The sequence below is a fragment of the Sphingobium rhizovicinum genome (genome assembly GCF_042647625.1).
Lineage (GTDB): Bacteria > Pseudomonadota > Alphaproteobacteria > Sphingomonadales > Sphingomonadaceae > Sphingobium > Sphingobium rhizovicinum.
Genome location: NZ_JBHRVU010000004.1, coordinates 129,236 through 155,098, shown reverse-complemented (window position 1 = coordinate 155,098; position 25,863 = coordinate 129,236). Strand labels below are relative to the sequence as shown.

At 63.1% G+C, this 25,863-nt stretch carries 23 protein-coding genes; 10 read left to right on the top strand and 13 right to left on the bottom strand.

Annotated elements, in window-relative coordinates; all coding sequences use genetic code 11:
- Nucleotides 1–46 precede the first annotated feature (46 nt).
- The gene (locus tag ACFOKF_RS02090) at nucleotides 47–811 is read left to right on the top strand and encodes a hypothetical protein (protein ID WP_380792738.1); all 765 of its coding nucleotides are present in this window, start codon (nucleotides 47–49) and stop codon (nucleotides 809–811) included.
- Complete coding sequence (locus ACFOKF_RS02085) at nucleotides 808–3,789, top strand: type III restriction-modification system endonuclease (protein ID WP_380792735.1); 2,982 nt, start codon at nucleotides 808–810, stop codon at nucleotides 3,787–3,789. Before ACFOKF_RS02090 ends, ACFOKF_RS02085 begins: the two co-directional genes overlap by 4 nt.
- A 206-nt stretch (nucleotides 3,790–3,995) precedes the next feature.
- On the opposite strand, the gene ACFOKF_RS02080 is transcribed toward ACFOKF_RS02085, so the two are convergent.
- Nucleotides 3,996–4,298 carry a polyhydroxyalkanoic acid system family protein gene (locus ACFOKF_RS02080; RefSeq protein WP_380792732.1) on the bottom strand — a complete coding sequence of 101 codons (303 nt, stop codon included), beginning with the start codon at nucleotides 4,296–4,298 and terminating at the stop codon, nucleotides 3,996–3,998.
- 127 nt (nucleotides 4,299–4,425) lie between these two features.
- On the opposite strand from ACFOKF_RS02080, the gene ACFOKF_RS02075 reads away from it, so the two are divergent.
- Both ACFOKF_RS02075 and ACFOKF_RS02070 read left to right on the top strand, forming a co-directional pair.
- Nucleotides 4,426–4,971, top strand: a complete 546-nt coding sequence (locus ACFOKF_RS02075; protein WP_380792729.1) for a glycoside hydrolase family 108 protein — start codon at nucleotides 4,426–4,428, stop codon at nucleotides 4,969–4,971.
- Nucleotides 4,968–5,243, top strand: coding sequence for a 3TM-type holin (locus tag ACFOKF_RS02070; protein WP_380792726.1), 276 nt, complete (start codon nucleotides 4,968–4,970; stop codon nucleotides 5,241–5,243). The genes ACFOKF_RS02075 and ACFOKF_RS02070 overlap by 4 nt, the downstream gene beginning before the upstream one ends.
- Before the next feature lie 141 nt (nucleotides 5,244–5,384).
- Here the strand turns inward: ACFOKF_RS02070 and ACFOKF_RS02065 are convergent, their stop codons facing one another.
- A complete protein-coding gene (locus ACFOKF_RS02065) occupies nucleotides 5,385–6,242 on the bottom strand; it encodes a hypothetical protein (protein ID WP_380792723.1) in 858 nt (285 codons plus the stop codon).
- Between the two features lie 231 nt (nucleotides 6,243–6,473).
- On the bottom strand, nucleotides 6,474–7,364 hold the full coding sequence (locus ACFOKF_RS02060) for a LysR family transcriptional regulator (RefSeq protein WP_380792720.1): 891 nt from the start codon (nucleotides 7,362–7,364) through the stop codon (nucleotides 6,474–6,476).
- A 162-nt stretch (nucleotides 7,365–7,526) separates the two neighbouring features.
- Between ACFOKF_RS02060 and ACFOKF_RS02055 the strand changes: the two genes are divergently transcribed.
- A complete protein-coding gene (locus ACFOKF_RS02055) occupies nucleotides 7,527–9,041 on the top strand; it encodes an acetyl-CoA hydrolase/transferase family protein (RefSeq protein WP_380792717.1) in 1,515 nt (504 codons plus the stop codon).
- A 156-nt stretch (nucleotides 9,042–9,197) separates the two neighbouring features.
- Here the strand turns inward: ACFOKF_RS02055 and ACFOKF_RS02050 are convergent, their stop codons facing one another.
- The 8 genes from ACFOKF_RS02050 to rpsM all read right to left on the bottom strand — a co-directional run bounded on the left by ACFOKF_RS02050 (nucleotide 9,198) and on the right by rpsM (nucleotide 17,175).
- Complete coding sequence (locus tag ACFOKF_RS02050; RefSeq protein WP_380792714.1) at nucleotides 9,198–10,880, bottom strand: flotillin family protein; 1,683 nt, start codon at nucleotides 10,878–10,880, stop codon at nucleotides 9,198–9,200.
- A 9-nt stretch (nucleotides 10,881–10,889) separates the two neighbouring features.
- Nucleotides 10,890–11,489, bottom strand: a complete 600-nt coding sequence (locus ACFOKF_RS02045; RefSeq protein WP_380792711.1) for an OB-fold-containig protein — start codon at nucleotides 11,487–11,489, stop codon at nucleotides 10,890–10,892.
- 79 nt (nucleotides 11,490–11,568) lie between these two features.
- Complete coding sequence (locus tag ACFOKF_RS02040) at nucleotides 11,569–12,189, bottom strand: hypothetical protein (protein ID WP_380797614.1); 621 nt, start codon at nucleotides 12,187–12,189, stop codon at nucleotides 11,569–11,571.
- 64 nt (nucleotides 12,190–12,253) lie between these two features.
- The gene (locus ACFOKF_RS02035; protein ID WP_380792708.1) at nucleotides 12,254–14,437 is read right to left on the bottom strand and encodes a prolyl oligopeptidase family serine peptidase; all 2,184 of its coding nucleotides are present in this window, start codon (nucleotides 14,435–14,437) and stop codon (nucleotides 12,254–12,256) included.
- A 104-nt stretch (nucleotides 14,438–14,541) separates the two neighbouring features.
- Nucleotides 14,542–14,961 (bottom strand): 50S ribosomal protein L17, encoded by a 420-nt coding sequence (rplQ, locus tag ACFOKF_RS02030; RefSeq protein ID WP_380792705.1) that lies wholly within the window; start codon nucleotides 14,959–14,961, stop codon nucleotides 14,542–14,544.
- A 179-nt stretch (nucleotides 14,962–15,140) separates the two neighbouring features.
- Nucleotides 15,141–16,202 carry a DNA-directed RNA polymerase subunit alpha gene (locus ACFOKF_RS02025; RefSeq protein ID WP_298400413.1) on the bottom strand — a complete coding sequence of 354 codons (1,062 nt, stop codon included), beginning with the start codon at nucleotides 16,200–16,202 and terminating at the stop codon, nucleotides 15,141–15,143.
- A 120-nt stretch (nucleotides 16,203–16,322) separates the two neighbouring features.
- Complete coding sequence (gene rpsK, locus ACFOKF_RS02020) at nucleotides 16,323–16,712, bottom strand: 30S ribosomal protein S11 (RefSeq protein ID WP_004208752.1); 390 nt, start codon at nucleotides 16,710–16,712, stop codon at nucleotides 16,323–16,325.
- A gap of 94 nt (nucleotides 16,713–16,806) precedes the next feature.
- The gene (gene rpsM / locus ACFOKF_RS02015; RefSeq protein WP_004208751.1) at nucleotides 16,807–17,175 is read right to left on the bottom strand and encodes a 30S ribosomal protein S13; all 369 of its coding nucleotides are present in this window, start codon (nucleotides 17,173–17,175) and stop codon (nucleotides 16,807–16,809) included.
- Between the two features lie 276 nt (nucleotides 17,176–17,451).
- Between rpsM and ACFOKF_RS02010 the strand changes: the two genes are divergently transcribed.
- The 3 genes from ACFOKF_RS02010 to guaA all read left to right on the top strand — a co-directional run bounded on the left by ACFOKF_RS02010 (nucleotide 17,452) and on the right by guaA (nucleotide 21,948).
- A complete protein-coding gene (locus ACFOKF_RS02010) occupies nucleotides 17,452–18,015 on the top strand; it encodes a hypothetical protein (RefSeq protein WP_380792701.1) in 564 nt (187 codons plus the stop codon).
- 1,082 nt (nucleotides 18,016–19,097) lie between these two features.
- Nucleotides 19,098–20,318 carry a TCR/Tet family MFS transporter gene (locus ACFOKF_RS02005; protein ID WP_380792698.1) on the top strand — a complete coding sequence of 407 codons (1,221 nt, stop codon included), beginning with the start codon at nucleotides 19,098–19,100 and terminating at the stop codon, nucleotides 20,316–20,318.
- Between the two features lie 70 nt (nucleotides 20,319–20,388).
- On the top strand, nucleotides 20,389–21,948 hold the full coding sequence (gene guaA, locus ACFOKF_RS02000; protein ID WP_298396800.1) for a glutamine-hydrolyzing GMP synthase: 1,560 nt from the start codon (nucleotides 20,389–20,391) through the stop codon (nucleotides 21,946–21,948).
- Nucleotides 21,949–22,041: 93 nt separating this feature from the next.
- Here the strand turns inward: guaA and ACFOKF_RS01995 are convergent, their stop codons facing one another.
- Both ACFOKF_RS01995 and queG read right to left on the bottom strand, forming a co-directional pair.
- Nucleotides 22,042–22,500 (bottom strand): Lrp/AsnC family transcriptional regulator, encoded by a 459-nt coding sequence (locus ACFOKF_RS01995; RefSeq protein WP_380792695.1) that lies wholly within the window; start codon nucleotides 22,498–22,500, stop codon nucleotides 22,042–22,044.
- Nucleotides 22,501–22,623: 123 nt separating this feature from the next.
- Complete coding sequence (gene queG, locus ACFOKF_RS01990) at nucleotides 22,624–23,649, bottom strand: tRNA epoxyqueuosine(34) reductase QueG (RefSeq protein ID WP_380797613.1); 1,026 nt, start codon at nucleotides 23,647–23,649, stop codon at nucleotides 22,624–22,626.
- A gap of 43 nt (nucleotides 23,650–23,692) precedes the next feature.
- Here queG and ACFOKF_RS01985 point away from each other — a divergent pair, with 43 nt between their 5' ends.
- Entirely contained in the window at nucleotides 23,693–24,670 is a 978-nt protein-coding gene (locus tag ACFOKF_RS01985) for an ABC transporter ATP-binding protein (protein WP_380792692.1), read from the top strand.
- A complete protein-coding gene (locus tag ACFOKF_RS01980; RefSeq protein WP_380792689.1) occupies nucleotides 24,667–25,857 on the top strand; it encodes an ABC transporter permease in 1,191 nt (396 codons plus the stop codon). The genes ACFOKF_RS01985 and ACFOKF_RS01980 overlap by 4 nt, the downstream gene beginning before the upstream one ends.
- Nucleotides 25,858–25,863 lie beyond the last annotated feature (6 nt).

The window sequence follows — 25,863 nt, the reverse complement described above, 5'->3', positions numbered from 1 at the left end:
GCCGCCTGCTGTTCCAGCCGACTTCAGAATGCTCTTAGAGGCCCTTATGGAAAGATATTATTCGCATAATGCGCTCTACGAGCAGCTCGGGAAAAGAGGATGTCCGGATTTTCTTTGGGCGGCGGGAAGTTCGTGGATGCTTCTTTATGGGGACCGCAGCGTGCCGAAGCTGCTTGTCTTCGTTTCCGGCGCATCGACCGCAGACCTGGACAGCGCCGGGCAGGATCGATTGCGCAAGACGCGTCGGCTCGCGCGCGAACTCGCAAAGCGCGCCGACCCGCCGTTCGGAACGATCGAATTTGACGATCGCATCGAACAGATTTCCGGGGTTTCACTGAACGGAGCGTCTGTCGACATGCATGGCCTGAAGTCTTGGTTTTCCAGCCTGGACCTGCCAGTCAGGGAGGGCGGAATGGCGATCAAGGCGATCAATGACGCTTCGAGCAGCGCCTATCACAAATGGCAGAGAGCTGCGCTTGGCTCGACCATCGTAGCGACGGATCTGGATTTGGTTCGCATCAATGTCGCTAGCGGCGATCCACTATCATTATATGAACTCAAAAGGTCGTACATCTCTCTGGACAGATGGAGCCCCTATCCCGCCGATTATCGCAACTTTGACCTGATCTCGGATTTCGCAAGGATGGCAGGCGTCGATTTCAGCATCGTTTACAACGTGCGTCATAAAACGCCGAGATTTTTCGACGATGCGAGCAGCCTGAGCATCTTCTCCTATTCCAGACAGGAGGGGGCAAAAAGGCGCGGGCAGCTTTCCCTCGACGCGTTTATCGGGAAAGATGCGCACGCATGAAGCTGCATTTCGATCCGGACCTCGATTACCAGCATGCCGCCATCAAAGCCGTTTGCGACCTGTTTCGCGGACAGGAGATCAACCGCACCGAATTTACCGTTACCCGTCAAGCGACCAACAATGCGCAACAGGAGCTTGGTCTCGGCGAAAACGCCCTTGGCATCGGCAACCGATTGACCCTGCTGGATGAAGAAATTTTTTCCAATCTCAATGCGATTCAGCTTCGCAACGGATTGCCGCCGTCCGCCGGCCTCACATCCGGCGACTTCACCGTGGAAATGGAGACGGGCACCGGCAAGACCTATGTCTATCTGCGCACCATCTTTGAGTTGAACAAGCATTTCGGCTTTACGAAATTCGTGATCGTCGTGCCTTCCGTCGCCATCAAGGAAGGCGTCTACAAGACGATTCACATCACCGAGGAGCATTTCAAGGGTCTCTATTCCGGCCAGCCCTTCGACTATTTCCTCTATGATTCATCGAAACTGGGTCAGGTGCGCAATTTCGCCACCAGTCCGACCATTCAGATCATGGTTGTGACCGTGGGGGCGATCAACAAGAAGGACGTGAACAACCTCTACAAGGACAGCGAGAAAACCGGCGGCGAAGCGCCCATCGACCTGATCCGCGCCACGCGCCCCATCATCATCGTGGACGAACCGCAAAGCGTGGATGGCGGCCTTGACGGCCGAGGCAAGCAGGCCCTGGGTGAAATGCATCCGCTTTGCACGCTACGATATTCGGCGACCCATGCGGAAAAACACCACATGGTTTACCGGCTGGATGCCGTGGACGCCTATGAGCGCAAGCTGGTCAAGCAGATCGAAGTGGCGTCGCTTGAAATCGAAGGCGGGCACAATCAAGCATATCTGCGCTTCCTCTCCGCCAGCAATGTTCGCGGCGCAGTGACCGCCAGGGTCGAAATCGACCTGCTGCACGGTGGGCAAGTGCGCCGCAAGGAAATCACCGTGCAGGACGGTGACGACCTGGAAGACAGGACGGGACGCGCCATCTACAAGGGCTGCCGCGTCGGCGAAATCCGCGTGGCGGGCGCACAATCGCTTTTGGAAGTGAAAACCGCCGGTTCAGAATCCTTCCTTGCCGCAGGACAGGCCATCGGTGACGCAGATCCCGACGCCGTCAGACGGCTGATGATCCGCCGCACCATCACCGAACATCTTGAGAAGGAACGGCGCCTTGCGCCGCTGGGCATAAAGGTGCTCAGCCTGTTTTTCATCGACGCCGTGGAACATTACCGCTCCTATGGGGAGGACGGAAATACGGTAAAAGGCAAATATGCGACGATCTTCGAAGAAGAATATCGCCGCGCCGCCAGGCTCCCCGAATTTGCGAGCCTGTTCAGGGAAGTGGACCTCGCCACCGAAGCAGAGGACGTCCATGATGGCTATTTTTCCATCGACAAGAACAAGCGATGGACAAATACCGCCGAAAATAATCAGGCGGGCCGTGATAGCGCCGAACGTGCGTATAATCTCATCATGAAGGACAAGGAGAAGCTGCTGAGCTTCGATACGAAGCTCAAGTTCATCTTCTCCCACTCGGCGCTTAAAGAGGGTTGGGATAATCCAAACGTCTTCCAGATTTGCGCGCTGCGCGAAATCGGCACTGAACGCGAACGCCGCCAGACCATCGGGCGCGGCCTGCGTCTCTGCGTCGATCAAAAGGGCGAACGCGTGCGCGGATTTGAGATCAACACTCTCACCGTGATCGCCAAAGAAAGCTATGAAGCCTTCGCCGAGAATCTTCAGAAGGAGTTCGAGGCAGATACCGGCATCCGTTTCGGCATCATTGAAAAGCACCAGTTCGCGGCCATCCCAGTGTTGCAGGAGGATGGAACGCTGACCATGCTGGGCTTTGAGGAATCCGCCGCAATCCACGAATATCTCAAAAAGGCCAACTTCATCGACGCCAAAGGCAAGGTGCAGGATAAGTTGCGCATGGCGCTCAAAGACGGAAGCTTGACGGTCTCCGACAAGCATGCCGCGCACCTTCCGCAGATAAAGGAGGTTCTGCGCAAGATCGCGGGCAAGCTCGACATCAAGAACGCCGATGGCCGCAAGACAGTGCGTGTGCGCAAGGAAATATTGCACAGCGCCGAGTTTCAGGCGCTATGGGACCGCATCAAGCACCGGACGACGTATCGCGTCCACTTTGACAACGCCAGGCTGATCGAAGATTGCACCAAGGCAATCGCCAGCGCCCCGCCCATCACCAAAGCGAAGGCTGTCATCCGCAAGGCAGGTCTCGCCATTGGCCAGGGTGGCGTGACAGCCACCGAAACCGCAACCTCCGGCCCCATGGCCATTGAGGAGGGCGACATCATGCTTCCTGACATATTGACCGACCTTCAGGACCGTACCCAACTCACGCGCCGCAGCCTCGCCACCATATTGACCGGAAGCGACAGGCTTGACGATTTCAAGCGCAATCCCCAGGCCTTCATCGAGCTTGCAGCCGACAGCATCAACCGCGCCAAACGGCTCGCGCTTGTGGACGGCATCAAATATCAGCGGATCGGCGACGATCATTTCTACGCTCAGCAACTATTCGAGCAGGAGGAATTGACCGGCTACCTTAAGAATATGTTGCACAATACCCAGAAATCCGTGTTCGAGCACGTCATCCACGATTCTGGCGGCGTCGAGCGCAGCTTCGCCGAACAGCTCGAAAAGAACGAGGCGGTGAAAGTCTTCGCCAAATTGCCCGGCTGGTTCAAAATTCCCACGCCGCTTGGCGCCTACAATCCCGATTGGGCGGTCCTGGTGCAGGGTGGCGAAACGGAGCATCTCTATTTCGTGGTTGAAACCAAGGGCAGCCTGTTCGCCGACGACCTGCGCGACAAGGAAGCCGCAAAGATCGCCTGTGGAAAAGCACATTTCAAGGCGCTTGCTGTCAGCAAGAACCCAGCCCGTTACGTGAATGCCACCAAAATCGGCGACCTGATGGAGCATTGCTGATCCAGTTGAGGCCAGAACTGCCGTCCCGCTGAGCATTTTCGAAGCAGACGGCATCCTCTGCTGACTCGGAAAATGCGGAAAACAAAAGAGAAATAGAGCGTAATCCGGTTCAGAATGAACGGATTATGCTCTAGAAGCCGCACCTTCAGACAATCGTCCGCCCTCTGCCTCTGCGCAAAAGGCGGGGTTTTCATCTGTCCCCCTGATCAGGCGGGCCTGGACAGCATCTTTTGCGCGCTGGCCTTCACAAATTCACCGATTGGCCCAGCCATCATCCGCAGCAGCATCGGCACCGCCACCGTTCCGCGCACCTGATCATCGGACACCTGCAAACGGACCGGAATGGTCTGCCCCATGGCGCTGATCTCCATATCCAGTTGATCTTGCGTCGACCAGGTCGCCTGCACCGTGCCACCGCCGGGAATATGCTGCTCCAGCTTGGGCAGCCCGGCCTCGATCCGGCGACGCGCTTCCGCCTTGCCCAGATCATGGGGAATTTCGATGTCCATCCCTGCTCCTTCTTGCATTTCATCGATGGTCAGCGCCTATCGGGCAAATCGCCATAGCGAAAGCCCTGTCCTACAGATAACCATATGGGATAAATAATTCGCCTCATTTCTCTATGGAGGCGCGAACATGGATATTGACGACCTGATCGCAGGGGTCATCGCCCGCGAGGGTGGTTATAGCGATCATCCGGCCGATCGCGGCGGGCCGACCAATATGGGCATCAGCCAGGCCGTGGCGCGCGCCAATGGCTATTATGGCGCGATGCAGGCGCTGCCGCGCACATTGGCCGAAAGCCTGTATCGCCGCCTCTATTGGGACCAGCCGGGCTATGGCTTCGTCGCGGAAACAAGCTGGAAAATCGCCGCCGAACTGTTCGATACGGCGGTCAATATGGGCGCGGCCACGGCGACCGGCTTTCTTCAGCGGGCGCTCAATGCACTCAATCGCAACCAGCAGGACTATCCCGACCTGAAGGTCGACCGGCTGCTGGGCGCGCGGACGCTGGGCGCGCTACGGGCCTTCCGGGCCTTGCGCGGCGCGAGCGGCGACGCGGTGCTGCTCAAGGCGATCGAAGCGTTGCAGGGCGAACGCTATATCGCGCTGGCCGAAAGCCGCCCGGCCAACGAAGCCTTTCTCTATGGCTGGCTGGCCAACCGGATCGGTTCGTCATGAGCCGGCTCGACCCACAAGCGGAAGACAGCGTCGATCGCTGGACGCTGCGCGCCCGGCCCGCCTTTCTCTATGTCATGTACGCCTTAGTGCTCTGGTCGATCCCGATGGGATTGATTGCGGGCGTCCATCCCGCGGTGGCCGCAGCGATCATTGCGGGGATGCGCGCCTATCTCGATGCCTTGCCCGAACCGCTCTATGCGCTCTTTGGCACCGGCTATCTGGGCTATACCGCCGCGCGCGCATGGGGCAAGGCGAAGGGGGTGGAGCGCTGATCAAGGCGGGCGGGGTCAGCTAGAGCATTTTCGAAGCAGATGGCATCATCTGCTGGCTCGGAAAATGCGGAAAACAAAAGAGAAATAGACCATGATCTGATTCAGCATGAACGGATCATGGTCTAGCCCCGCCCTTCCCCTTCAGAAGCGCCGATGCGCGGCCGCCTCCACCGTGTCGCACGTGCCGCGAAACGCATAATCCCCCATTCCCGCGATGCTGATCTGTCCACTGACGCGGTTGATCAGGATGCGCGGCTTGTTGAGGCTGTTCAGCCGATATTCGCCACTGATCCGGTCAGGCTGCATGGACACATTATAGACGTCCCACCAGCCATCATCGGCGCCGCGCGAATGAATGGGCGGCACCAGCTTTCGAGGCAGCTTGATCCGCCCGCCGCCCTGCCAGAATTGCAACATCACCGACGCATCGAATTGCTGCGCCGTCATCTCGACACGATTGCCATAGACATAGCGCTTGCGATCATGATCCCATGTCCAGCCATAGCTGTTGGCGACACCCGGCCGCTGCCCATCGCCAAAGCAGACAAGGCCCAGTTCGATCGACTGACCATCCACCATCGGCGGATCCCGGTCGGATGCGGCATAGCTGGGCGCCTGACGCGCCAACTGCGGCTGGCGATAGCCAATGTCGGGATGATAACCCGATTCCCGCGCATCATGCCCCCGGCCCCGATCGCCATCCGATGGACGGGCCTGTTCCCTGCAATCCGGCGCAGGAGTTGAGACGATCGATTGATAACGGCCATCATAGGTGGCGACACTCAGGCATTGGTGGCGTTGCGGGTGCCACCAATAGCTCCATTTACGATCGTCGCCGGTATCGACGCGAACGAAGCGATAGCCCCGCGCCTGTAATTGCGTTTCCCCTCCCGCCCCCTTCGCCCCGACCAGATCGGCGACATCGGGCGGCGTCTGTGCCGTCGCGGCTCCGGCAAGGCAAAGAAGGCCCGGCAAAACAAGCGTAAGCGATCGACTCATTTTCTCGCTCCTGTGGACAAGGGAAAGCGCATGGCGATGTCTTGCATGAGATCGCGACGGAAGCATGAATACAACGCCCAATTGCTTCAAAGTCTGTTTGGAAATGCGCCTCCGGCGCATCCGCACCAGCCCTCTCCCCCACCCGACCGCCCAGACATGATACCCTAGATGGGTGGTCGGGTGGAGGAGAGGGCTGGTGCGGCAACAAAAATGCGCTCTTTCGCGCATTTTTCAAACGGACTCGCAGACGCTCGCCGGAAAATGGGCCTTCATGAAATCCAGCACCAGCCGGGCGCGCGGCGGCAGGCGGCGGTGGGAGGGGTGAACGGCGAAAATATCGAGCGGGGCGATGACGCAGTCAGGCAGGACGAGCGCCAGCCGCCCCGCCGCCATGTCCGCCGCCACGCGGATCGCGGGCAGCAGGGCGATGCCAAGGCCGCTGAGCGCCGCGCGATGCACCGCTTCGCTATTGTCCGACCGGAACAGGCCCGACACCAGCCGCTCCCGCCCGTCGATCGTCCAGCGCGCGGGCATGTCGCCATAGGCATAGGCGATGCACTGGTGATCGCCCAGCGCATCGACGCTGGCGGGCACGCCATGCCGCGCCAGATAATCGGGATGCGCCACCAGCCTGCGCGCCAGCGGTCCCAGCGGATGGACGACCAGACTGTCGTCGCTCACCGGCCCGACCCGCAGCGCAATGTCCAGCCGGTCCTCCACCACATCGCGCTGCCAGTCTGTCATGGCGCAATCGATCTGGAGTCCGGGATGGCGTTCGGCCAGTTCGCCCAGCCGCTCGACATAATATAGCCCGAGCGCCGTGGTCAGCCCCACGCGCACCAACCCGCGCGGCTGATCCTTCGCCGGGCCGAAATCCGCCTCCGCCGCGTCGAGCGCATCAAGCATGGCGCGGGCATGCAGCAACAGCCGATCGGCCTCCGCCGTGGGCACCAGCCGCCGCGTGGTGCGGTGGAACAGCGGCACGCCGAAATGCGCCTCCACCTGATCCAGCCGCCGGGCGATAGTGGTGTGGCTGGCATGCATTTCCTGCGCCACGCGGGAGAAGTTGGGCACCTCATGCAGGCGCACGAATGTTCGCATTGCGATCAACAGATCAGACATTTGAACAAACCTTGCACAAATATTGTGCGGCCAATCCCTATTGTGTTGTGCCCCGAAAAGCCAGAACGGAACGATCGAAAGCGGCCCGATTGACCGCTGGCATGCCGGAGTCGTCCCGATGGAACGCCGCCCGACCCATGCCGAACCGAGAGCAGGTAGAGGATGATGACCGATCGTATCGCCCATGCGGGCCTTGCCGCCAAAAGCCGCTCCGCGCAGGACGCCGCCGCCCTGATCCAAGATGGCATGACCGTTGGCATGAGCGGCTTTACCGGATCAGGCTATCCCAAGGCGGTGCCGCTGGCGCTGGCCGACCGGATGACCGCCGCGCATCAGGCGGGCGATCGCTTCCGCGTGAAGATCTGGACCGGCGCATCCACCGGCCCGGAACTGGACGGCGCGCTGGCCAAGGCCGACGGCGTCGAGTTCCGCCTGCCCTATAATAGCGACCCTATCGCCCGCGAACGCATCAACCGCGGCGAAATGAACTATTTCGACATGCATCTAAGCCAGGTCGCGCCGATGGCGTGGCAGGGTTTCCTGGGCGATCTGGACGTCGCCGTGGTCGAAGTGACCGGCATTACGCCGGATGGCGACCTGATCCCGTCCGCCTCGGTCGGCAACAACAAGACCTGGATCGATCGCGCCAAGGGCGTGATCCTGGAGGTCAATCGCTGGCAGAACCCCGCGCTGGAGGGGATGCACGACATTTATTACGGCACCGCCCTGCCCCCGCATCGCAAGCCCATTCCGCTGGTGCGCGCCGACCAGCGAATCGGCCAGCCGACCTTCCGCTGCGATCTCGACAAGGTGATCGCCGTGGTCGAAACGGACGCGCCGGACCGCAACGCCCCCTTCTCCCCACCGGACGCCGCCGCCCATGCGATCGCCGGCCATCTGCTCGACTTCCTCAGCCATGAAGTGCGTCAGGGCCGCCTGCCCGCATCGCTGCTGCCGCTGCAATCGGGCGTCGGCAATATCGCCAACGCCGTGCTCAGCGGCCTGATCGACGCGCCGTTCGACAATATGGTCGCCTATACCGAAGTGATTCAGGACGGGATGCTCGACCTGCTGGAATCGGGCAAGCTGCGCATGGCCAGCGCCACCGCCTTCTCGCTCTCGCCCGAAGCGGCCGCCCGGCTCAACAGCGACATGCACCGTTTCCGCGACAAGATGATCCTGCGCCCGCAGGAAATCAGCAACCATCCCGAACTGATCCGGCGTCTGGGCTGCATCGCCATGAACGGGCTGATCGAAGCGGACATTTATGGCAACGTCAATTCGACCCACCTGATGGGATCGCGGATTCAGAATGGCATTGGCGGATCGGGCGATTTTGCCCGCAACGCCTATCTGTCGGTGTTCATGACGCCATCGACCGCCAAGGGCGGCGCCATTTCGGCGATCGTCCCCCATTGCAGCCATGTCGACCATATCAATCAGGATGTGCAGGTGATCGTGACCGAACAGGGGCTGGCCGACCTGCGCGGCCTCGCCCCGCGCCAGCGCGCGGAACTGATCATCGCCAAATGCGCCCATCCCGATTTCCGGCCGATGCTGGCGGACTATTATGCGCGGGCGCAGAAGGGCAGTTTCGGCCTGCAATCGCCGATGCTGCCGGGCGAAGCGCTCGCCTGGCACCAGCGCTATATCGAGACAGGCACGATGCGGGGGTAGGAGAGCGGGGACGGGCCGGACGCTTCATCCGCCGGCCTGTCTCCACACAGACCCGAAGGAGCCGGTGCAGGCAGTCCCCTCAGCCTGTTTCGGATCGCATCTTGCCCGGCGGGCCTGCGCAGCGCACACGCAGGTCCGCCATTTCATTGGGCGCAATCAGCCTTCGTTCGGCGTCGGCGCAACAGGGACGGGATCAGCCGCGCTCTTGACCAGCGCGTCGAGGCTGGAACCGTCCAGGCCCAGTTCCTTCATCAGCCCGTCGATCACCGGCGCCTGCGCCCGATAGCGCAAGGCAGCAGAAACGGCGGCGCTGGCGAGATTCTGATCGCCACCCGTGCCGATCACCGCGCTGTCCCCGCCGCCATGACCGCCGGTCAGGCCATCGACCTGCACGATCTTGATGGAATCGATCGATTCCATCGGCCGGGCTGCTTCGCGCACCAGGTCAGGCAGCACCTTGAGCAACGCCAGCTTGGTCTGGAGCGACATCTGATCGGACGACAACAGGTTCGCCGCCTCATTGACCGCGCGCTGGCCCGCCGCCTCGACTTCAAAACGGACGCGATCGGCCTCGGCGCGCAGCTTGGCGGCTTCGGCTTCACCCTCGGCCGCGACGCGCAGCGCTTCGGCGCGGTCTGCGGCCGCCTGCTTTTCGGCCTCCGCCTCCACCCGGACCTGAATGGCGGCACGCTCCGCCTCACGCGAGGCATCGATCAGTTCGATCCGCTTGGCGCGCTCGGCGATTTCGGTCGCGCGGGACGTTTGCACCTGCTCCTCGGCGGCCACCGCCTTGGCGCGGGCTTCGTCCGCCTGCGCCTTGGCCTGGCTTTCCTCGCGGCTCTTGTTCTGCACCGCGATCTGCTGTTCCTGCCGGGCGAGTTCGAGCGCCTGCGCCTGCGCGATCTTGGCCTGCTGCACGGCGCGGTCGGCCTCGATCTGCTGGCTGTCGACCAGCTTCTTCGCTTCGATGCGCGCCTGATCGGCTTCCTGGCTGCGCAGCGATTGTTCGCGCGCGACCTCGGCGACCTGCGCGGCCCGGCGCATCTCCACTTCGCGCTCCTGCTCCAGCCGCGCAAATTCCGTGTCGCGCGAAATGAGGAGCGACTGACGCTGCGCCTCCAGATTCTTCGTCTCGATCTGGACGCGCGTGTCCTGCTCGATGTCGTTCCTCGTCTTCTTGCGCAGTTCGATCTGCTCGGTCAGCTTGGTCAGACCTTCGGCGTCAAAGGCGTTATTGGCGTTGAAATGCTCGATCGACGTCTGGTCGAGGCCGGTGAGCGACACGCTCTCCAGTTCCAGCCCGTTCATGGCCAGGTCGACCGAGGACACCTGCTGCACCTTCTGCACGAAATCGCCGCGCTGTTCGTGCAACTGGTTCATGGTCATGCCCGCCGCGACCGAACGCAGCGCGTCGACAAACTTGCCCTCGACCAGTTCCTTCAGCGCTTCCGGGTTCATCGTGCGCATGCCCAAAGTCTGCGCAGCGGTCGCGATCGACTGCGCGTCGGGGCGGACGCGCACATAAAATTCGGCCTTCACGTCGATGCGCAGGCGATCCAGCGTGATCAGCGCGTCGCTATTCTTGCGCTCCACCGCAAGGCGCACCGTGTTCATGTTGACCGGCATGGTTTCGTGAAAGATCGGCAGCACCAGCGCGCCGCCATTCATCACGACCTTTTCCCCGCCAAAGCCGGTACGGACAAAGCCAATCTCCTTCGACGCCCGTTTGTAGAGGCGGGCGATCACGATCCCCAAGACGATCAGGACCAGCAGGCCGCTGCCCGCGATCATCGCATAGGGAAGGATGGAAAAGCTTTGCTGGACGGCAGGCAGGTTCATGTCTGTCTCCTAAAGTTGCGGCAGATAATGGTCGCCCTGGGAAATGGCGCGGAAGAGATGGTTTTCGCGGCGGACAAGCAGGATGGTTTCACCTTCCTCCAGCACCTGACCATCATTGTCGGGTTCGACCATGACATAATGGGTCTGGCCATGATGGTCCTGCACGCGGGCGCGAGCCGGCGATCCGCTGGTGGCGCGGCCGGTGACGATGGTCGCGCGGCTGCCGACCAGATGGTCGATCGGAATGGCGGTGGTGTGATCCTGCGGCAGCAGCGGCGCGACGATCCGCGCGGCAAGACCGGTGGCCGGCAGGGCGGCGACACAAGCAGCCGGCACCGCGATCCAGGGCGTGATCATGCCCCCGAACATATCCTGCGCCGCCTGCTGGCCCAACAGGCCGATGATGGCGAACAGGGTGAGGAAGAGAGCAATCAGCGCCAGCAGCGGCAGGCGGCCAAGGCCAAGCCAGCCAAGCAAATCCGCATCGCCGTCAATATCCAGATCGGCGTCGCCGGCAAAACCCATTGCCTGAACCGCCCCGATCAGCAGCATCAGCAGCAGGGCCGAAACGAAGACGAGATTTTCTGGAGCGAAAAGAAAGGCTGCCACTCCTAACCTCCTGATTCGCCAATAATGCTAACTGACGAACCGAGGCTGGGACAGGATAAAGCGACTAGACTGTATTATTTTACTGCATCACCACGTCGCGGCTCAAATAAACCTGCGCCACGCGGCCATCCTTCATCGCGCAGGTGAAACGCCGGGTGGTGCCGCTGGCCGCGCGATAGCTGGCGCGGGTTTCCACCTCGCCATCGATATTGGTCGTTCCGCCCTGTCCGGCGCGAGGCGCTTCCATATGGCGGATTTCGACATAGCCGCTCTGGCCCTGCGCTTCGTCCCGCGCGGCAAGCGCGCAAGCGTCGGTCAGCGCGTCATCCCCGGCGGCGACATCGGAGAAGTCGGCGTGGTCGCGGCTGGGGGTGCTATGGACGTCAGCGCCATAGTCGGTGCCGCTGCTGGGCGGCGGCGCGTCATAATCGTCGCTGTCGTTGCGGGCGGTCTGCGCCTGCTTGTCCTTGTTCAGGGAGGAGGCGACGATCGCCACCGCACCCACCAGCGCCGCGACGCCCACTGCATCGCCAAAACCGAAGCCATTGCCGCGATGGCGATGATGCCGATCCCAGCCGCCCCGATCCCAGCCGCGTCCGCCGCCCCAGCCGGGCTGCGCCTGCGCCGCGCTTATGCTGCCCAGCATCAGCCCCGCGCTCACCAGCGCTCCGGTCATCCAGCGTGCCTTGGTCCCGATCATCATCGAATCTCCTGCGATGGAAAGAGCCATAGCTGCGCTGGGCTGTCCAGCGGCTGAACGAGGACTATTGCGGCTTCGCGCTGATGGTCAGGCCGGTGAAATGGGCCAGGAAAGCATAGCTGTCGGCATATTCGTCAATCAGCTTGTCGACCGGCTTGCCCGCGCCATGGCCGGCGCGCGTTTCAATGCGGATCAGATGCGGCCGGTCGCCAATGTCGGCGGCCTGCAAAGCGGCGGCATATTTGAAGCTGTGCGCCGGAACGACCCGGTCGTCCGTGTCGGCGGTGGTGACGAGGATCGCGGGATAATCCTTGCCCGGCAATATGTTGTGATAGGGTGAATAGCCATAGAGCAACGGGAAGTCGGCCGCCTTGTCCGGCGATCCATAATCATCCACCCAATAGCGGCCGGCGGTGAAGCGGTCGAAGCGCAGCATGTCCATCACCCCCACCGCGGGCAGCGCGGCGGCGAACAGGTCGGGCCGCTGGTTCACCACCGCGCCGACCAGCAGCCCGCCATTGGACCGCCCCTCGATCGCCAGGCCGCCCGGCGGCGTATAGCCATTGGCCTTGAGCCATTCGCCCGCCGCGATGAAATCATCGAACACATTCTGCTTGTTCGCGCCGCGCCCGGCATCATGCCATGCCTTGCCATATTCGCCGCCGCCACGCAGATTGGCGATGGCATAGGCCCCGCCCTGCTCCAGCCAGGCCATGCGCACTGCCGAATAGCCCGGCGTCAGCGAAATGTTGAAGCCGCCATAGCCATAGAGGATGGTCGGCGCGGCGACGGCGCGATCTGCCAGCACCTTCTTGCGCAATATGGTGATGGGGATCATCGTCCCGTCCTTCGACGGATAGAGCCGCTGTTCGATGCCGAAATCATTCGGATCGAAGGGCAGATCGGGCTGGGCGAATATCTGATATTGCTGGGTCGCCGTGTCGAAACGATAGATGCTGGACGGGGTGACGAAGCCCGAAAAGCTGAAAAAGGTTTCGGGGTCGCCCTCCCGCCCGCCAAAGCCCGCCGCCGTGCCCACGCCGGGCAGCGGCACATCGCCGACCTTGCGCCCGTCCAGTTCGGTCAGTTCCGCGACCGTCTGCGCCTCGCTCATATAGGCCAGGATCATCCGGTTGCCGATCAGCGATCCGCCCGCCAGCGTTTCGGGCCGCTCCGCGACGACGGGCTTGGCGCCCTTTCCTGGTCGGGCGGCGTCCAGCGTCACCACCCGCATATGCGGGGCGCGATTGTCGGTGATGAAATAGAGGGTCGATCCCTTACTGCCGATCAGTCGCCAGTCATTGGCCGGCCCCTTGACCAGCAATCGCGGTTTTACCGCGTCGCCGTTGAGTTCGGCGACATGCACTTCCCGGCGCGGATCGATCCCCTGAAAGCTGTTGATCACCAGCCAGCGACCATCCGCCGTCACCTGCGCCTGATGGCTGAGCGCCGGACGATCGGGCGTGGCGTAGATCAGCCGGTCCTGCGCCTGATCGGTGCCGACCCGGTGATAGAAAAGCTGCTGGTCGGCATTGGCCGATCGGAAGGTTTCTCCGTCCTGCGGCGCGGCGAAGCGCGAATAGAAAAAGCCCTCACCCCGCCCGTCCCAGGCGATCTGCGAGAATTTGACCCACTCGACCGCATCGTCCAGTTTTTTGCCGTTGTCGACGTCGATCAGCTTGAGCGTCCGCCAGTCACTGCCGGCCTCCTGCACCGCATAGGCAAGGTAACGGCCATCGGGCGAAGGCGCCCATTCGGCAAGCGCATCCGCTCCATCCTCCGCCCAGTCATTGGGGTCGAGCAGCAGGCGCTGCGCGCCCGTCAGCCCTTCGCGCACATAGAGCGGAGTCTGGTTCTGCAGTCCCTTGTTATAGCCGTAGAAATAGCGTCCACCCGCCTTGCGCGGCACGGTGTAGCGGCCATGGGAGAAAAGCGCCTGCATCCGCCCCTTGAGCGCCTCTCGCCCCGGCAGGCCGTCAATATAGCGGCGGGTCAGGCTGTTTTCCTGCCCCACCCAGTCGCGCACCGCTGGATCGGCGCGCAGGTCATTTTCCAGCCAGCGATAGGGATCGGCGACCTTCACGCCGAAATGATCCTCGATCAGGTTCAGCCGCCGGGCGACCGGATAGCGCAGCCCGCCATCGCCCGCGTCGATGATCGCATCATCGGGGGTAGCGCCGGCGGGCGCTGCGACGGCAGGCGCGGCCGCCAGCACCAGCGGCAGCAGGATCAGGGCAGCGGCGCGCATCCTCTCTCTTCGTCACTCTTATCCAAAACAAAACAGGCCGCGCCTCCCTAGGGAAACGCGGCCTGCCGGTAAAGCATCCAGTCCTGCGCGGCAGGACCGATGGATCAGGCTTCTTCCAGCTCGTCTTCGCCCTGGACCGGACCGGAGTCCTGACCCTTGGCGGAAACGTCGCGGTCGACCAGTTCGATGATCGCGATCGGCGCCGCGTCCGAAGCGCGGAAACCGGCCTTGATCACGCGGGTATAGCCGCCGTCGCGATCCTTGTAGCGCTCGGCCAGAACGTCGAACAGCTTGACCAGCTGCGCGTCGTCCTGAAGACGGGCATGGGCCAGACGACGGTTGGACAGGCCACCCTTCTTGGCGAGGGTGATCAGCTTTTCGACGTAAGGACGCAGTTCCTTGGCCTTGGCGGTGCCGGTCAGGATCTGCTCATGCTTGATGAGCGACGCTGCGAGGTTGCGCAGCAGCGAGTTACGATGGCCGGCGCTGCGCTGCAGCTTACGATGACCAACCTTATGACGCATGATAACTTCCTTCGTTCGTTAAGGGACCGTGTAAGGTATCCCAGACCAGGCGGTGTTTAAGGGCCACCGCCCCATGCCCTTGCCCTGCAATCAGGCGAAGTTCACACCGTCGCAGGGCACCGAAATGCCTGGCCGGTGATCGCCCCCTCCTCCGGCGAAACGGGGGAGGGGAAAGGGGATCAGCCCAGCAGCTCCTGTTCGAGCTTCTTGGCCATTTCCTCGATATTTTCCGGCGGCCAGCCGGGGATGTCCATGCCCAGGCGCAGGCCCATGGACGACAGCACTTCCTTGATTTCGTTCAGCGACTTGCGGCCGAAATTCGGGGTGCGCAGCATCTCGGCTTCGGTCTTCTGGACCAGATCGCCGATATAGATGATGTTGTCGTTCTTGAGGCAGTTGGCCGAGCGGACCGACAGTTCCAGTTCGTCCACCTTCTTGAGAAGGTAACGGTTGATCTGGTTGGTGTCGCTTTCGCCTTCCGAAGCGGCGGCAGCGGCATGACCGGCGGCCGGAGCAGCGGCGGGCAGCGCGTCTTCGAAGTGGACGAACAGCTGGAGCTGGTCCTGCAGAATGCGGGCGGCATAGGCCACCGCGTCTTCCGGCGCGACCGTGCCGTCGGTTTCGACGGTCAGCGACAGCTTGTCATAGTCCAGTTCCTGGCCGACGCGGGTGTTGTCCACCTTGTACGCGACCTGACGGACCGGCGAGTAAAGCGCATCGACCGGGATCAGACCGATGGGGGCATCGGCCGGACGGTTGGCGACGGCGGGGACATAGCCCTTGCCGACGTCGGCGGTCAGTTCCATGTTCAGGGTCGCGCCCTGGTCCAGATGGCAGATCACCAGATCGGGGTTCATCACTTCGATGTCGCCCACGACGCTGATGTCGCCAGCCTTCACCACGGCCGGGCCGGTGGCGGACAGCTGCAGCCGCTTGGGGCCTTCGCCTTCCATGCGCAGCGCGACCTGCTTGATGTTGAGGACGATGTCGGTGACGTCCTCACGCACGCCGGCCAGCGACGAGAATTCGTGCAGGACATTCTCGATCTTGATCGAGGTGACCGCCGCGCCCTGAAGCGAGGACAGAAGAACCCGGCGCAGCGCGTTGCCGAGCGTCAGGCCGAACCCGCGCTCCAGCGGCTCGGCAACGAAGGTCGCCTTGCGCTTGCCGTCACCCGACGCCTTGATCTCAAGGCTGTTGGGCTTCTTCAATTCCTGCCAGTTCTTCATGTTGACAGTCATGTATTTCCCCTGGGGATGGGCCGAAACGCTTCATAATCCTGAACCCGGCAGGACGTTCCGGCGATGCAAACGGGTAAACGGGCGACGCGTCCGCCGCCCGCATGTCATGCAGCGCTGCGATTAGACGCGGCGACGCTTGGACGGACGCACGCCATTGTGCGGGATCGGCGTGACGTCACGGATCGAGGTGATGTGGAAGCCGACGGCCTGCAGCGCGCGCAGAGCCGATTCACGGCCCGAACCCGGACCCTTGACTTCGACTTCGAGGGTGCGGACGCCATGTTCGGCGGCCTTGCGGCCGGCGTCTTCGGCGCACACCTGAGCGGCGTACGGGGTCGACTTGCGGCTGCCCTTGAAGCCCATCATGCCGGCCGAGGACCAGGAGATCGCGTTGCCCTGGGCGTCGGTGATGGTCACCATGGTGTTGTTGAAGCTGGCGTTGACGTGCGCGACGCCGGCCGAGATGTTCTTGCGTTCGCGGCGCTTAATGCGCTGGGGTTCGCGTGCCATTTTGCTCTAATCCTACAAAAATCTGGTTGCGCAGGAGGCGTCTTCCCTTGGGGGGAGCGCTGCCTCCGGCGGAGTAATTCGTCCCCCGGACGAATTACTTCTTCTTGCCGGCGATCGGCTTGGCCTTGCCCTTGCGGGTGCGCGCATTGGTGTGCGTGCGCTGACCGCGGACCGGCAGGCCCTTGCGATGACGCAGGCCGCGATAGCAGGCCAGATCCATCAGGCGCTTGATGTTCATCGCGGTTTCGCGACGCAGATCGCCTTCGACGGTCAGGTCGGCGTCGATGGCTTCGCGGATCTGGAGGACTTCGGCGTCCGACAGGTCCTGAACGCGGCGCGCATGGTCGATGCCCAGCTTGTCGGCCAGGTCAACGGCGGTCTTGCGACCGATGCCGTGGATGTAGGTGAGCGCGATGATCACGCGCTTGTTGGTCGGGATGTTGACACCCGCAATACGTGCCATGTTAGTATAATCTCCTGCTCCACAGGACGACTTTCGCCATCCTATCTCAAAGCGTCAGACCGGATTTCCCTGGCGAGGAAAGGCGGCCAATTACATGCCCCCGGACGCAAAAAAGACGGCAGGTGCATGAAACACCGCCGCTCACCAGCATTTGGGGAGGACGGCCCTTACCGATTCGGGCCTAAACTGTCAATTGCCGTGCGGCCGACCGCGCATGGTCGGCGGTTCGCCCCTTTTCGGGTTGAGCGGGGCGGACGGCTCCGGCATGGAGGGGCGATGCGCCTTATTCCGTCCTTCGCCGCTTTCGTGCCCTCGCTGGCGCTTCTCGCCTCCTGCGTCGGCCCGGCGCCGCAGCGACCAGCGCCGACGCCAGCGCCCCAGCCGACCCGGCCTGCACCACCGCCGCCCGCTCCTGCGCCGGCTGCGCCGACAACGGTCGAATGGCAATATCGGCCCGTTACGCCGGGCAACTGGAGCTATCGCGCCGAAGCGGCTGGATCAGCCGCCTTTTACGGCCCCACCGCCGCCGACGCGCGCCTGATCCTGCGCTGCGATCGCGCCAGCCGGCGGATCAGCCTGGCGCGCGCGAACGCAGGGCCAAATCCAGCCAATGGCGGCGCCATCATCGTGCGGACCAGCTATGGCGCGACCAGCTGGCCCGCGACGCCGTCGGCCGGCGCGCCGCCACAACTCGTCGCCGTCCGCGCCGCGTCTGACCCGGTGCTCGACCAGATCGCCTATAGCCGGGGCAAGATTGCGGTGGAAACAACCGGCACAGAGCCGCTGATCATCCCCGCCTGGGCGGAAGCCGCGCGCGTGATCGAGGATTGCCGGGGATAAGGCGTTTCGCCCCGAAGCGGGGACGCGAAATTATGATTCCAAAAAAGAATAATACAAGTCTTGATCCTGTAATCCGTCTGATTCACAATCCATCTCGTGGCCGGTCAAGAGGGTAATCGAAGCCGGTCACGCGGGCTTCAACATAGCGAAAGGAGGTGATCCGATGTCTCATGGTTCAGCAATGGGGTCGGTCAAGTCCATTCGGGGAATGCGCCGCTGAGCGACGCCGCTGCGTCGGTTCCTGCTGACATCCTGCCGAACTTGCGCGCCAACACACAGGCCGTTCGCAGGACCGCACGGGAATAGCGCGAACACACATTCCCCCTGGGCGGCGCTTCCGGCCGCTGACCATGTCAATGATGGGCCGTCGGGCATCGACCCGGCGGCCCCTCTCATTTTTGGGGATGGCCCGTCGGCCGATCAGTCAGCGACATAGGATGAACTGGCGATCAGGGATGGGGAACGGAAAGTCTTATTTACTCCGTCATCCCAGCGAAGGCTGGGATCTCAGGCCCGGTAGTGCGTCATCGCCTGAGACCCCAGCTTCCGCTGGGGTGACTGCCATTGGGTGAACGAAATTAACCACCGCACAGAAGATTTTGCTCGGCAGCCCCCTTCCGTCATGCCGGGCTTGACCCGGCATCCCGTTTTTCTTCGCTGGCGCCAAGGAGGAAACCCCGGATCAGGTCCGGGGCGAAGGAAGCTGGCCATTGCCCACCCCACGACACACTGTCCTACAGCCCCGCAATCTGCGACCGCATCGGCGGCTCTTTCCATCGTAGACGCTTGCCGCCTGGCTCCTGTCATAAGGTGACATAAAGTGACAAAAGCAGGCGCGTTTTGCGTCTCTTTTGTCACTTTATCGTCGCCGCCCCGCCTATCCTTCCGCCATGTCGCCCCCTGCCACAGGCTCAAAACAGGCCTGATTCACCCCCTCGGCTCTTCCCGCCTTCCCTCCGCGCCAGCGGCTATGGCGCGACCTTTCCCCTGCGGTTTGCATGACCTTCGGTAATGATCGCCAATGCCCTTCCCGGGCGCGCCGCCTCTTGGCATCGCCCTCCCCACGCGATAGCCCCGCCGCCATGTCCACCTCCGCCCCTCGCCGCACCGCCGCGATCCTGTTCATCCTCATCACCGCGTTGCTCGACGTCATGTCGATGGGGATCGTCATCCCGGTGCTGCCGCAACTGATCGAAACGCTGTCTGGCTCCAGCGCGGCGGCGGGGATGTGGAACGGGCTGTTTGTCGCGCTTTGGGCGGGCATGCAGTTTATCTGTTCGCCGCTGATCGGATCGCTGTCCGATCGCTTCGGGCGTCGTCCTGTCATCCTGATTTCGGTTGCGGGGCTGGCGCTCGATTATGTGCTGATGGCGCTCGCACCCAATCTATGGTGGCTGGCGCTTGGCCGCATCCTGGCGGGCGTCACCTCCTCCAGCTTCACCTCCACCTTCGCCTATATGGCCGACATCACCCCGCCGGAGGGCCGCGCAAAGGGCTATGGCCTGATCGGCGCGGCGTTCAGCGCCGGCTTCGTCGCCGGGCCGCTGATCGGCGGGGTGCTGGGCGAGATTTCCCATCGCGCGCCCTTCTGGGCGGCGGCAGCCCTCTCCGGCATCGCCTTCGTCTATGGCCTGTTCGTGCTGCCGGAATCGCTGGCCCCGGAAAAGCGGATGGCGTTCAGTTGGCGGCGGGCCAATCCGTTCGGCGCGTTGCGATTGCTGCGCTCCCATCCCGAACTCTCCAGCCTCGCCGTCGGCAATTTCCTGCTCTACTTCGCCCACCATCTCTTCTCGGCCGTGTTCGTCCTCTATGCCGGCGACCGCTATGGCTGGGGCGCGTGGCAGGTCGGCACGCTGCTGGCGCTGGTCGGCCTGATGGACATGGGGGTGCAGGGATTGCTGGTGGGACCGGTGGTCCGGTGGCTGGGCGACCGCACCACCATGGTCGTGGGCCTCAGCTTCGGCGCGATCGGCATCGCCGCTATGGGCCTTGCGCCGACCGGCTGGCTGTTCGTCGCCGCCATGTTCCCCAATGCGCTCTGGGGCCTCGCCATGCCGACCATCCAGTCTCTGATGACGAGCCATGTCTCCGAATCCGAACAGGGCCAGCTTCAGGGCGCGAACAACAGTGTCGGCGCGATCGCCGGCATCATCTCGCCGCTCTTCTTCGGCGCCGTCTATTCGCTGTCGGTCGGGCCAGAGCCGACACTGCCCTATATCGGCAGCGCCTTTCTGATCGCGGCGCTGGTGCTGGCCGGCGCAGCGCTGATCGGCTGGCGCGCCGGCAGGCAGTTCAAGGCCTGACTGGACTTATCGGGACGGGGCGACTAACCGGGCGCGAATCCCTTCCACCGCACGATATAAAGGCGATTCGATGACGCTGCCCCTTCAGGATAACATCCTTATCGTGGACTTTGGCAGTCAGGTGACACAGCTCATCGCCCGCCGCGTCCGCGAAGCCGGCGTCTATTCCGAGATCGCCCCCTTCAACAACGCTGCCGAAGCTTTTGAGCGCCTGAAGCCCAAGGGCATCATCCTGTCGGGCGGTCCCTCCTCCGTCATGTGGGAGGACAGTCCCCGCGCCCCGCAGGCTTTCTTTGACGCGGGCATTCCGATCCTGGGCATCTGCTATGGCCAGCAGACGATGATGCAGCAACTGGGCGGCAATGTGGAAGGCGGCGAAAGCGGCGAATTCGGCCGCGCCTTCATTGAGGTGAAGAAGGATTGCGCCCTGTTCGACGGCCTGTGGGCCGAAGGCGAAAAGCATCAGGTGTGGATGAGCCATGGCGACAAGGTGACGCAGCTTGCGCCCGGCTTCGAAGTCGTCGCCGTCAGCGAAGGCGCGCCCTATGCCATCACCGCGAACGAGGCCAAGCGCTTCTACGCGACCCAATTCCACCCCGAAGTCGTCCACACGCCCGACGGCGGCAAGCTGCTCGCCAATTTCGTCCGCCATGTCTGCGGTCTGGCGGGCGACTGGACCATGGCCGAATTCCGCGCCACCAAGATCGCCGAAATCCGCGAGCAGGTGGGCGAAGGCCGGGTGATTTGCGGCCTGTCGGGCGGCGTAGACAGCGCGGTCGCCGCCGTGCTGATCCATGAAGCGATCGGCGACCAACTGACCTGCGTCTTCGTCGACCATGGCCTGATGCGTCTGGGCGAAGCCGAACAGGTGGTCAGCCTGTTCCGCGAACATTATGGCATCAAGCTGGTCCATGTGAACGCGGAGGAGCGCTTTCTGGGCGGCCTCGCCGGCCTCACCGACCCGGAAAAGAAGCGCAAGTTCATCGGCGGCGAATTCATCGCCGTGTTCGAGGAGGAAGCCGCCAAGATCGGCGGCGCCGATTTCCTGGCGCAGGGCACCCTCTATCCCGACGTCATCGAATCGGTCAGCTTCACCGGCGGTCCTTCGGTCACGATCAAGTCGCACCACAATGTCGGCGGCCTGCCCGAACGCATGAACATGAAGCTGGTCGAGCCGCTGCGCGAACTGTTCAAGGACGAGGTCCGCGTGCTGGGCAAGGAACTGGGCCTGCCCGACATTTTCGTCGGCCGCCATCCCTTCCCCGGGCCGGGCCTCGCCATCCGCATTCCCGGCGAAGTCACCAAGGAGCGGTGCGACATCCTGCGCAAGGCGGACTTCATCTATCTGGAGGAAATCCGCAACGCCGGGCTGTATGATGCGATCTGGCAGGCGTTCGCCGTGCTGCTGCCGGTCCGCACCGTCGGCGTGATGGGCGACCACCGCACCTATGACAGCGTCTGCGCCGTGCGCGCCGTCACCTCGACCGACGGCATGACCGCCGACATCTACCCCTTCGACGCCGCCTTCCTCAGCCGCGTTGCAACCCGCATCATCAACGAGGTGAAGGGCATCAACCGCGTGGTCTATGATTACACCAGCAAGCCCCCCGGCACGATCGAGTGGGAATAAGCCGGACGAACCATCCGCTTTATTCGGCCACGCAAATGGCGGCATTGGCTCATGGATTGAAGCATTGCCGCCCTTCACCTCATGCGACGACGCTCAATCTGTCGGGATCGCCGTCTCATATTTTGCGACACGCAGCGCCAGATGGGACGATGCACCGGCAACGGAAGGATGTTTGAGCAGTCTGCGCATCAGAAACTGTTCATAATCAGCCACATCCGATGCGATCACACGCAGCAGATAATCCCATTCCCCCGACATGGAAAAACATTCCAGCACGCAGGTCTCGCTCGCGATGAAGCTTTCGAAGGCGCTGACATTTTCCGCCTCGAACGTGCGCATGCGAACGCTGCAGATCATGTTCACGCTCTTGCCCAGCAGCGCCTGATCGGCAAGCCGCACGGTCCGCCCCAAAACCCCCGCCTCCTCCAATTGCCGGATGCGCCGCCAGCAGGACGGGCCGCTGCTGCCCACCCGTTCAGCCAGTTCCGCATTGCTGATGGCGGCATCTTTCTGCAACTGGGCGACAATGCGCTTATCAAGTCGATCGAGCATGATCCTGTTTCTCGGAATGTGAAGCGAAATGATGGAAGCTGAGGCTTTCTAGACCATAGCCGGTCGCACCGAAAGGAAGCAGCGGCGCGATTTCCCGTTGCGCCAGCCCATGACGCAATCGCCTCAGCCCGACAATCGGCCGATCGCCCATAGCGCGGCTTCCGCCACAACGGGATCCTCGTCCCCAACCAGCGCCTCCAGCCGCCCGAGCAATCGGCGATCGCCGCTGTTGCCAGCCGCGATCGCGGCGTTGCGGACCATGCGGTTGCGGCCGATGCGCTTGATCGGCGAGCCGGAGAAAATCTCCCGAAAGCTCGCATCGTCCAGATCGAGCAGGTCGCCGATCGCAGGCGCCGCCAGTTCCGCCCGGCCGACGAACGCCCGGTTGGCGGCGGCCGCGTCGGCGAACTTGTTCCACGGGCAGACGGCCAGGCAATCGTCGCAACCATAGACGCGGTTGCCGATCCCCGCACGCAGAGCCTCCGGGATCGGTCCTTTATGTTCGATGGTGAGGTAGGAAATGCAGCGCCGGGCATCGACCATATAGGGCGCGGGGAAAGCGTCGGTCGGACAGGCGGTCTGGCAGGCGGTGCAGCTGCCGCAATGGTCGCGTTCCGGGCCGTCCGCCGCCAACGCCAGTTCGGTATAGATTGCGCCCAGAAACAGCCAGCTGCCATGATCGCGGCTGACGAGATTGCTGTGCTTGCCCTGCCAGCCCAGGCCCGCGCCCTGCCCCAGCGGTTTTTCCATGACGGGCGCTGTATCGACGAAGACTTTCAGCGCGCTCGGCTGTTGCTCCACCAGCCAGCGGGCCAGCGCCTTGAGCGCCTTTTTGACGATGTCATGATAATCCTTGCCCTGCGCATAGACGGAGAAGCGCGCGCGGTCAGGCACATCGGCCAGCGCCAGCGGATCGCGCCCCGGCGCATAGCTCATCCCCAGCATGATGACGCTGCGCACATCGGGCCACAGCCCTTTGGGTGATCCGCGCTGCTCCGCCCGATCCTCCATCCACAGCATGTCGCCATGATGGCCCGCCTCCAGCCATTGGCGCAGCCGCTTCCCCGTTTGCGGCGCGACATCGGCGGGCGCGATGCGGCAGACGGCAAAGCCCAACCGCAGCGCTTGCGCCTTCAGGCGCTGTTCCAAGGTTTCGGTTTCCACAGACACGGGTCCAGACTATCAGGGCGGGATGATCGGCGACATATCGGCATCGTCCACCGCTGCACCCTGCGCCTATGCCGTTGAAGGCCATGGGCTTGTCAAGACATTCGGCGCTTTCCGCGCGGTCGACGGCGTCGACATCGCGGTGCCCGCCGGGTCCATCTATGGCGTGCTGGGTCCCAATGGCGCGGGCAAGACCACACTACTGCGCACCTTGCTGGGCATCATCGACCCGGACGAGGGGGAGCGCCGCCTGCTGGGCGAGACGCAGCCGCTGCGCATGGCGCGCGAAGTGGGCTATTTGCCAGAGGAGCGCGGCCTTTACCCCTCAATGAAGGCGTTTGAGGCGATCGCTTTCATGGGCGCGCTGCGCGGCCTGCCGCTGAAGGTCGGGCGGGAGCGGGCGAAGGCGATGCTGGACGATCATGGCATGGGCGCGTCGATCGACAAGCCGATCCGGCAATTGTCCAAGGGCATGGCCCAGACGGTGCAGTTGTTCGGGACGATCGTGCATGAGCCGCGCCTGATCGTGCTGGACGAACCCTTTTCCGGCCTTGACGCGATCAATCAGGAAAAGCTGGAGGCGCTGATCCGCGAGCAGGCGCGGCGCGGCGTCACCATCCTGTTTTCCACCCATGTCATCGCCCATGCCGAACGATTGTGCGAACGCATCGCCATTGTTGCGGGCGGGCGCATCCGGTTCGAGGGCACGCCCGGCGACGCGCGCGACCGGCTGCGATCGCAGGTCCGGCTGCGCACCCGCACCAGCGACGGCGCCTGGCGGCGTGCCTTGCCCGCCGACACGATGGCGGAGGAAGGGGCGTGGCATTTCGCCCTGCCCGATGAAGGAATAGAGCCTTTGCTACGCGCCCTGATCGACGGACAGGCGGGAATCGAAAGCCTGTCGATCGAACGGCCCGGCCTGCATGACGCATTCGTCGCCATTGCTGGCGCGGCGGTCGCGCAGCAGATGCAACGGGATCACGCGCCGGAGGAGGGCGCATGATGCAATTGTGGCGCGCCGCCTTCGTCATCGCCCGGCGGGACTTCACCGCCGTCGTGCTGTCCCGCACCTTCATCCTGTTCCTGTTGGGACCATTGCTGCCGATCCTGATCGGCTTCGCCTTTGGCGGGTTGGGCGACAAGATTTCTTCCACCGACCTGCGGCCCGTGGTGGGCGTGGCAATGTCGGCGCAGGACAGTGCGGCGTTGATGCGCGCCCATGACCGGCTGTCGCAGCGGATGGGCGATCAGGCGCTGCCCCGCCTGCGCTCAGCCCCCGCCACGCCCAGCCCGCGCATCCAGTTGGCTCGCCCCGACTCAGAAGTGGTGGCGATTTTGACAGGCACGCTCGCCCGCCCCGTGCTGATCGGAAAGGCGCAGGATCTGGACCGGCTTCAGGGTGATGTCAGCCTGTTGTCCACCGCCGCTCTGGCCGAACGCACGCTGCAATTCGTGACGATCGAGCGGCAGGAGGTCGCGACCAGCCTGGGCGCGCAGGCGCAGGCGCGCCTGATCATCGGCCGCATCGCGCAGGTGGTGATGTTCTTCCTCACCATATTGTTGGCGGGCATGATCCTGTCCAATCTGGTCGAGGAGAAAACCAACAAGATCATCGAAATATTGGCCGCCGCCGTACCGATCGATGCGATTTTCCTGGGCAAGCTGATGGCGATGCTGGCGATGAGCTTCGTGGGCATCGCCTTCTGGGGCGGAACTGCCTTCGCCATTTTCCTGGCGCTGCATGATGGCGGCGGGGCGCTGCCGGCGCCGGCGGTGGGATGGCCGATCTTCCTGATGCTGGCGGTGCTCTATTTCGCCATGGCCTATACGCTGCTGGGATCTCTGTTTCTGGGAATAGGCGCGCAGGCGGCGACGGTGCGCGAAGTGCAGACGCTCAACATGCCGATCACCATGGGGCAGATGCTGATCTTCTTCTTCGCCAGCTATGCGGTCGACCATATGGGATCGCCGGCGGAGGTGGCTGCGTGCATCTTCCCGTTCAGTTCGCCCTTTGCAATGATCGCCCGGGCGGCACAGGATGCGTCGTTGTGGCCGCATCTGGTGGCGTTGCTGTGGCAAGCGGCCTTTGTGGCGCTGATCATCCGCGTGGGCGTGCTGCTGTTCCGACGTCATGTGATGCAGTCGGGCGGGCGCTGGTGGAAGAATCTGTTCAGGCCGGCGACAGGCTGAAGCGGA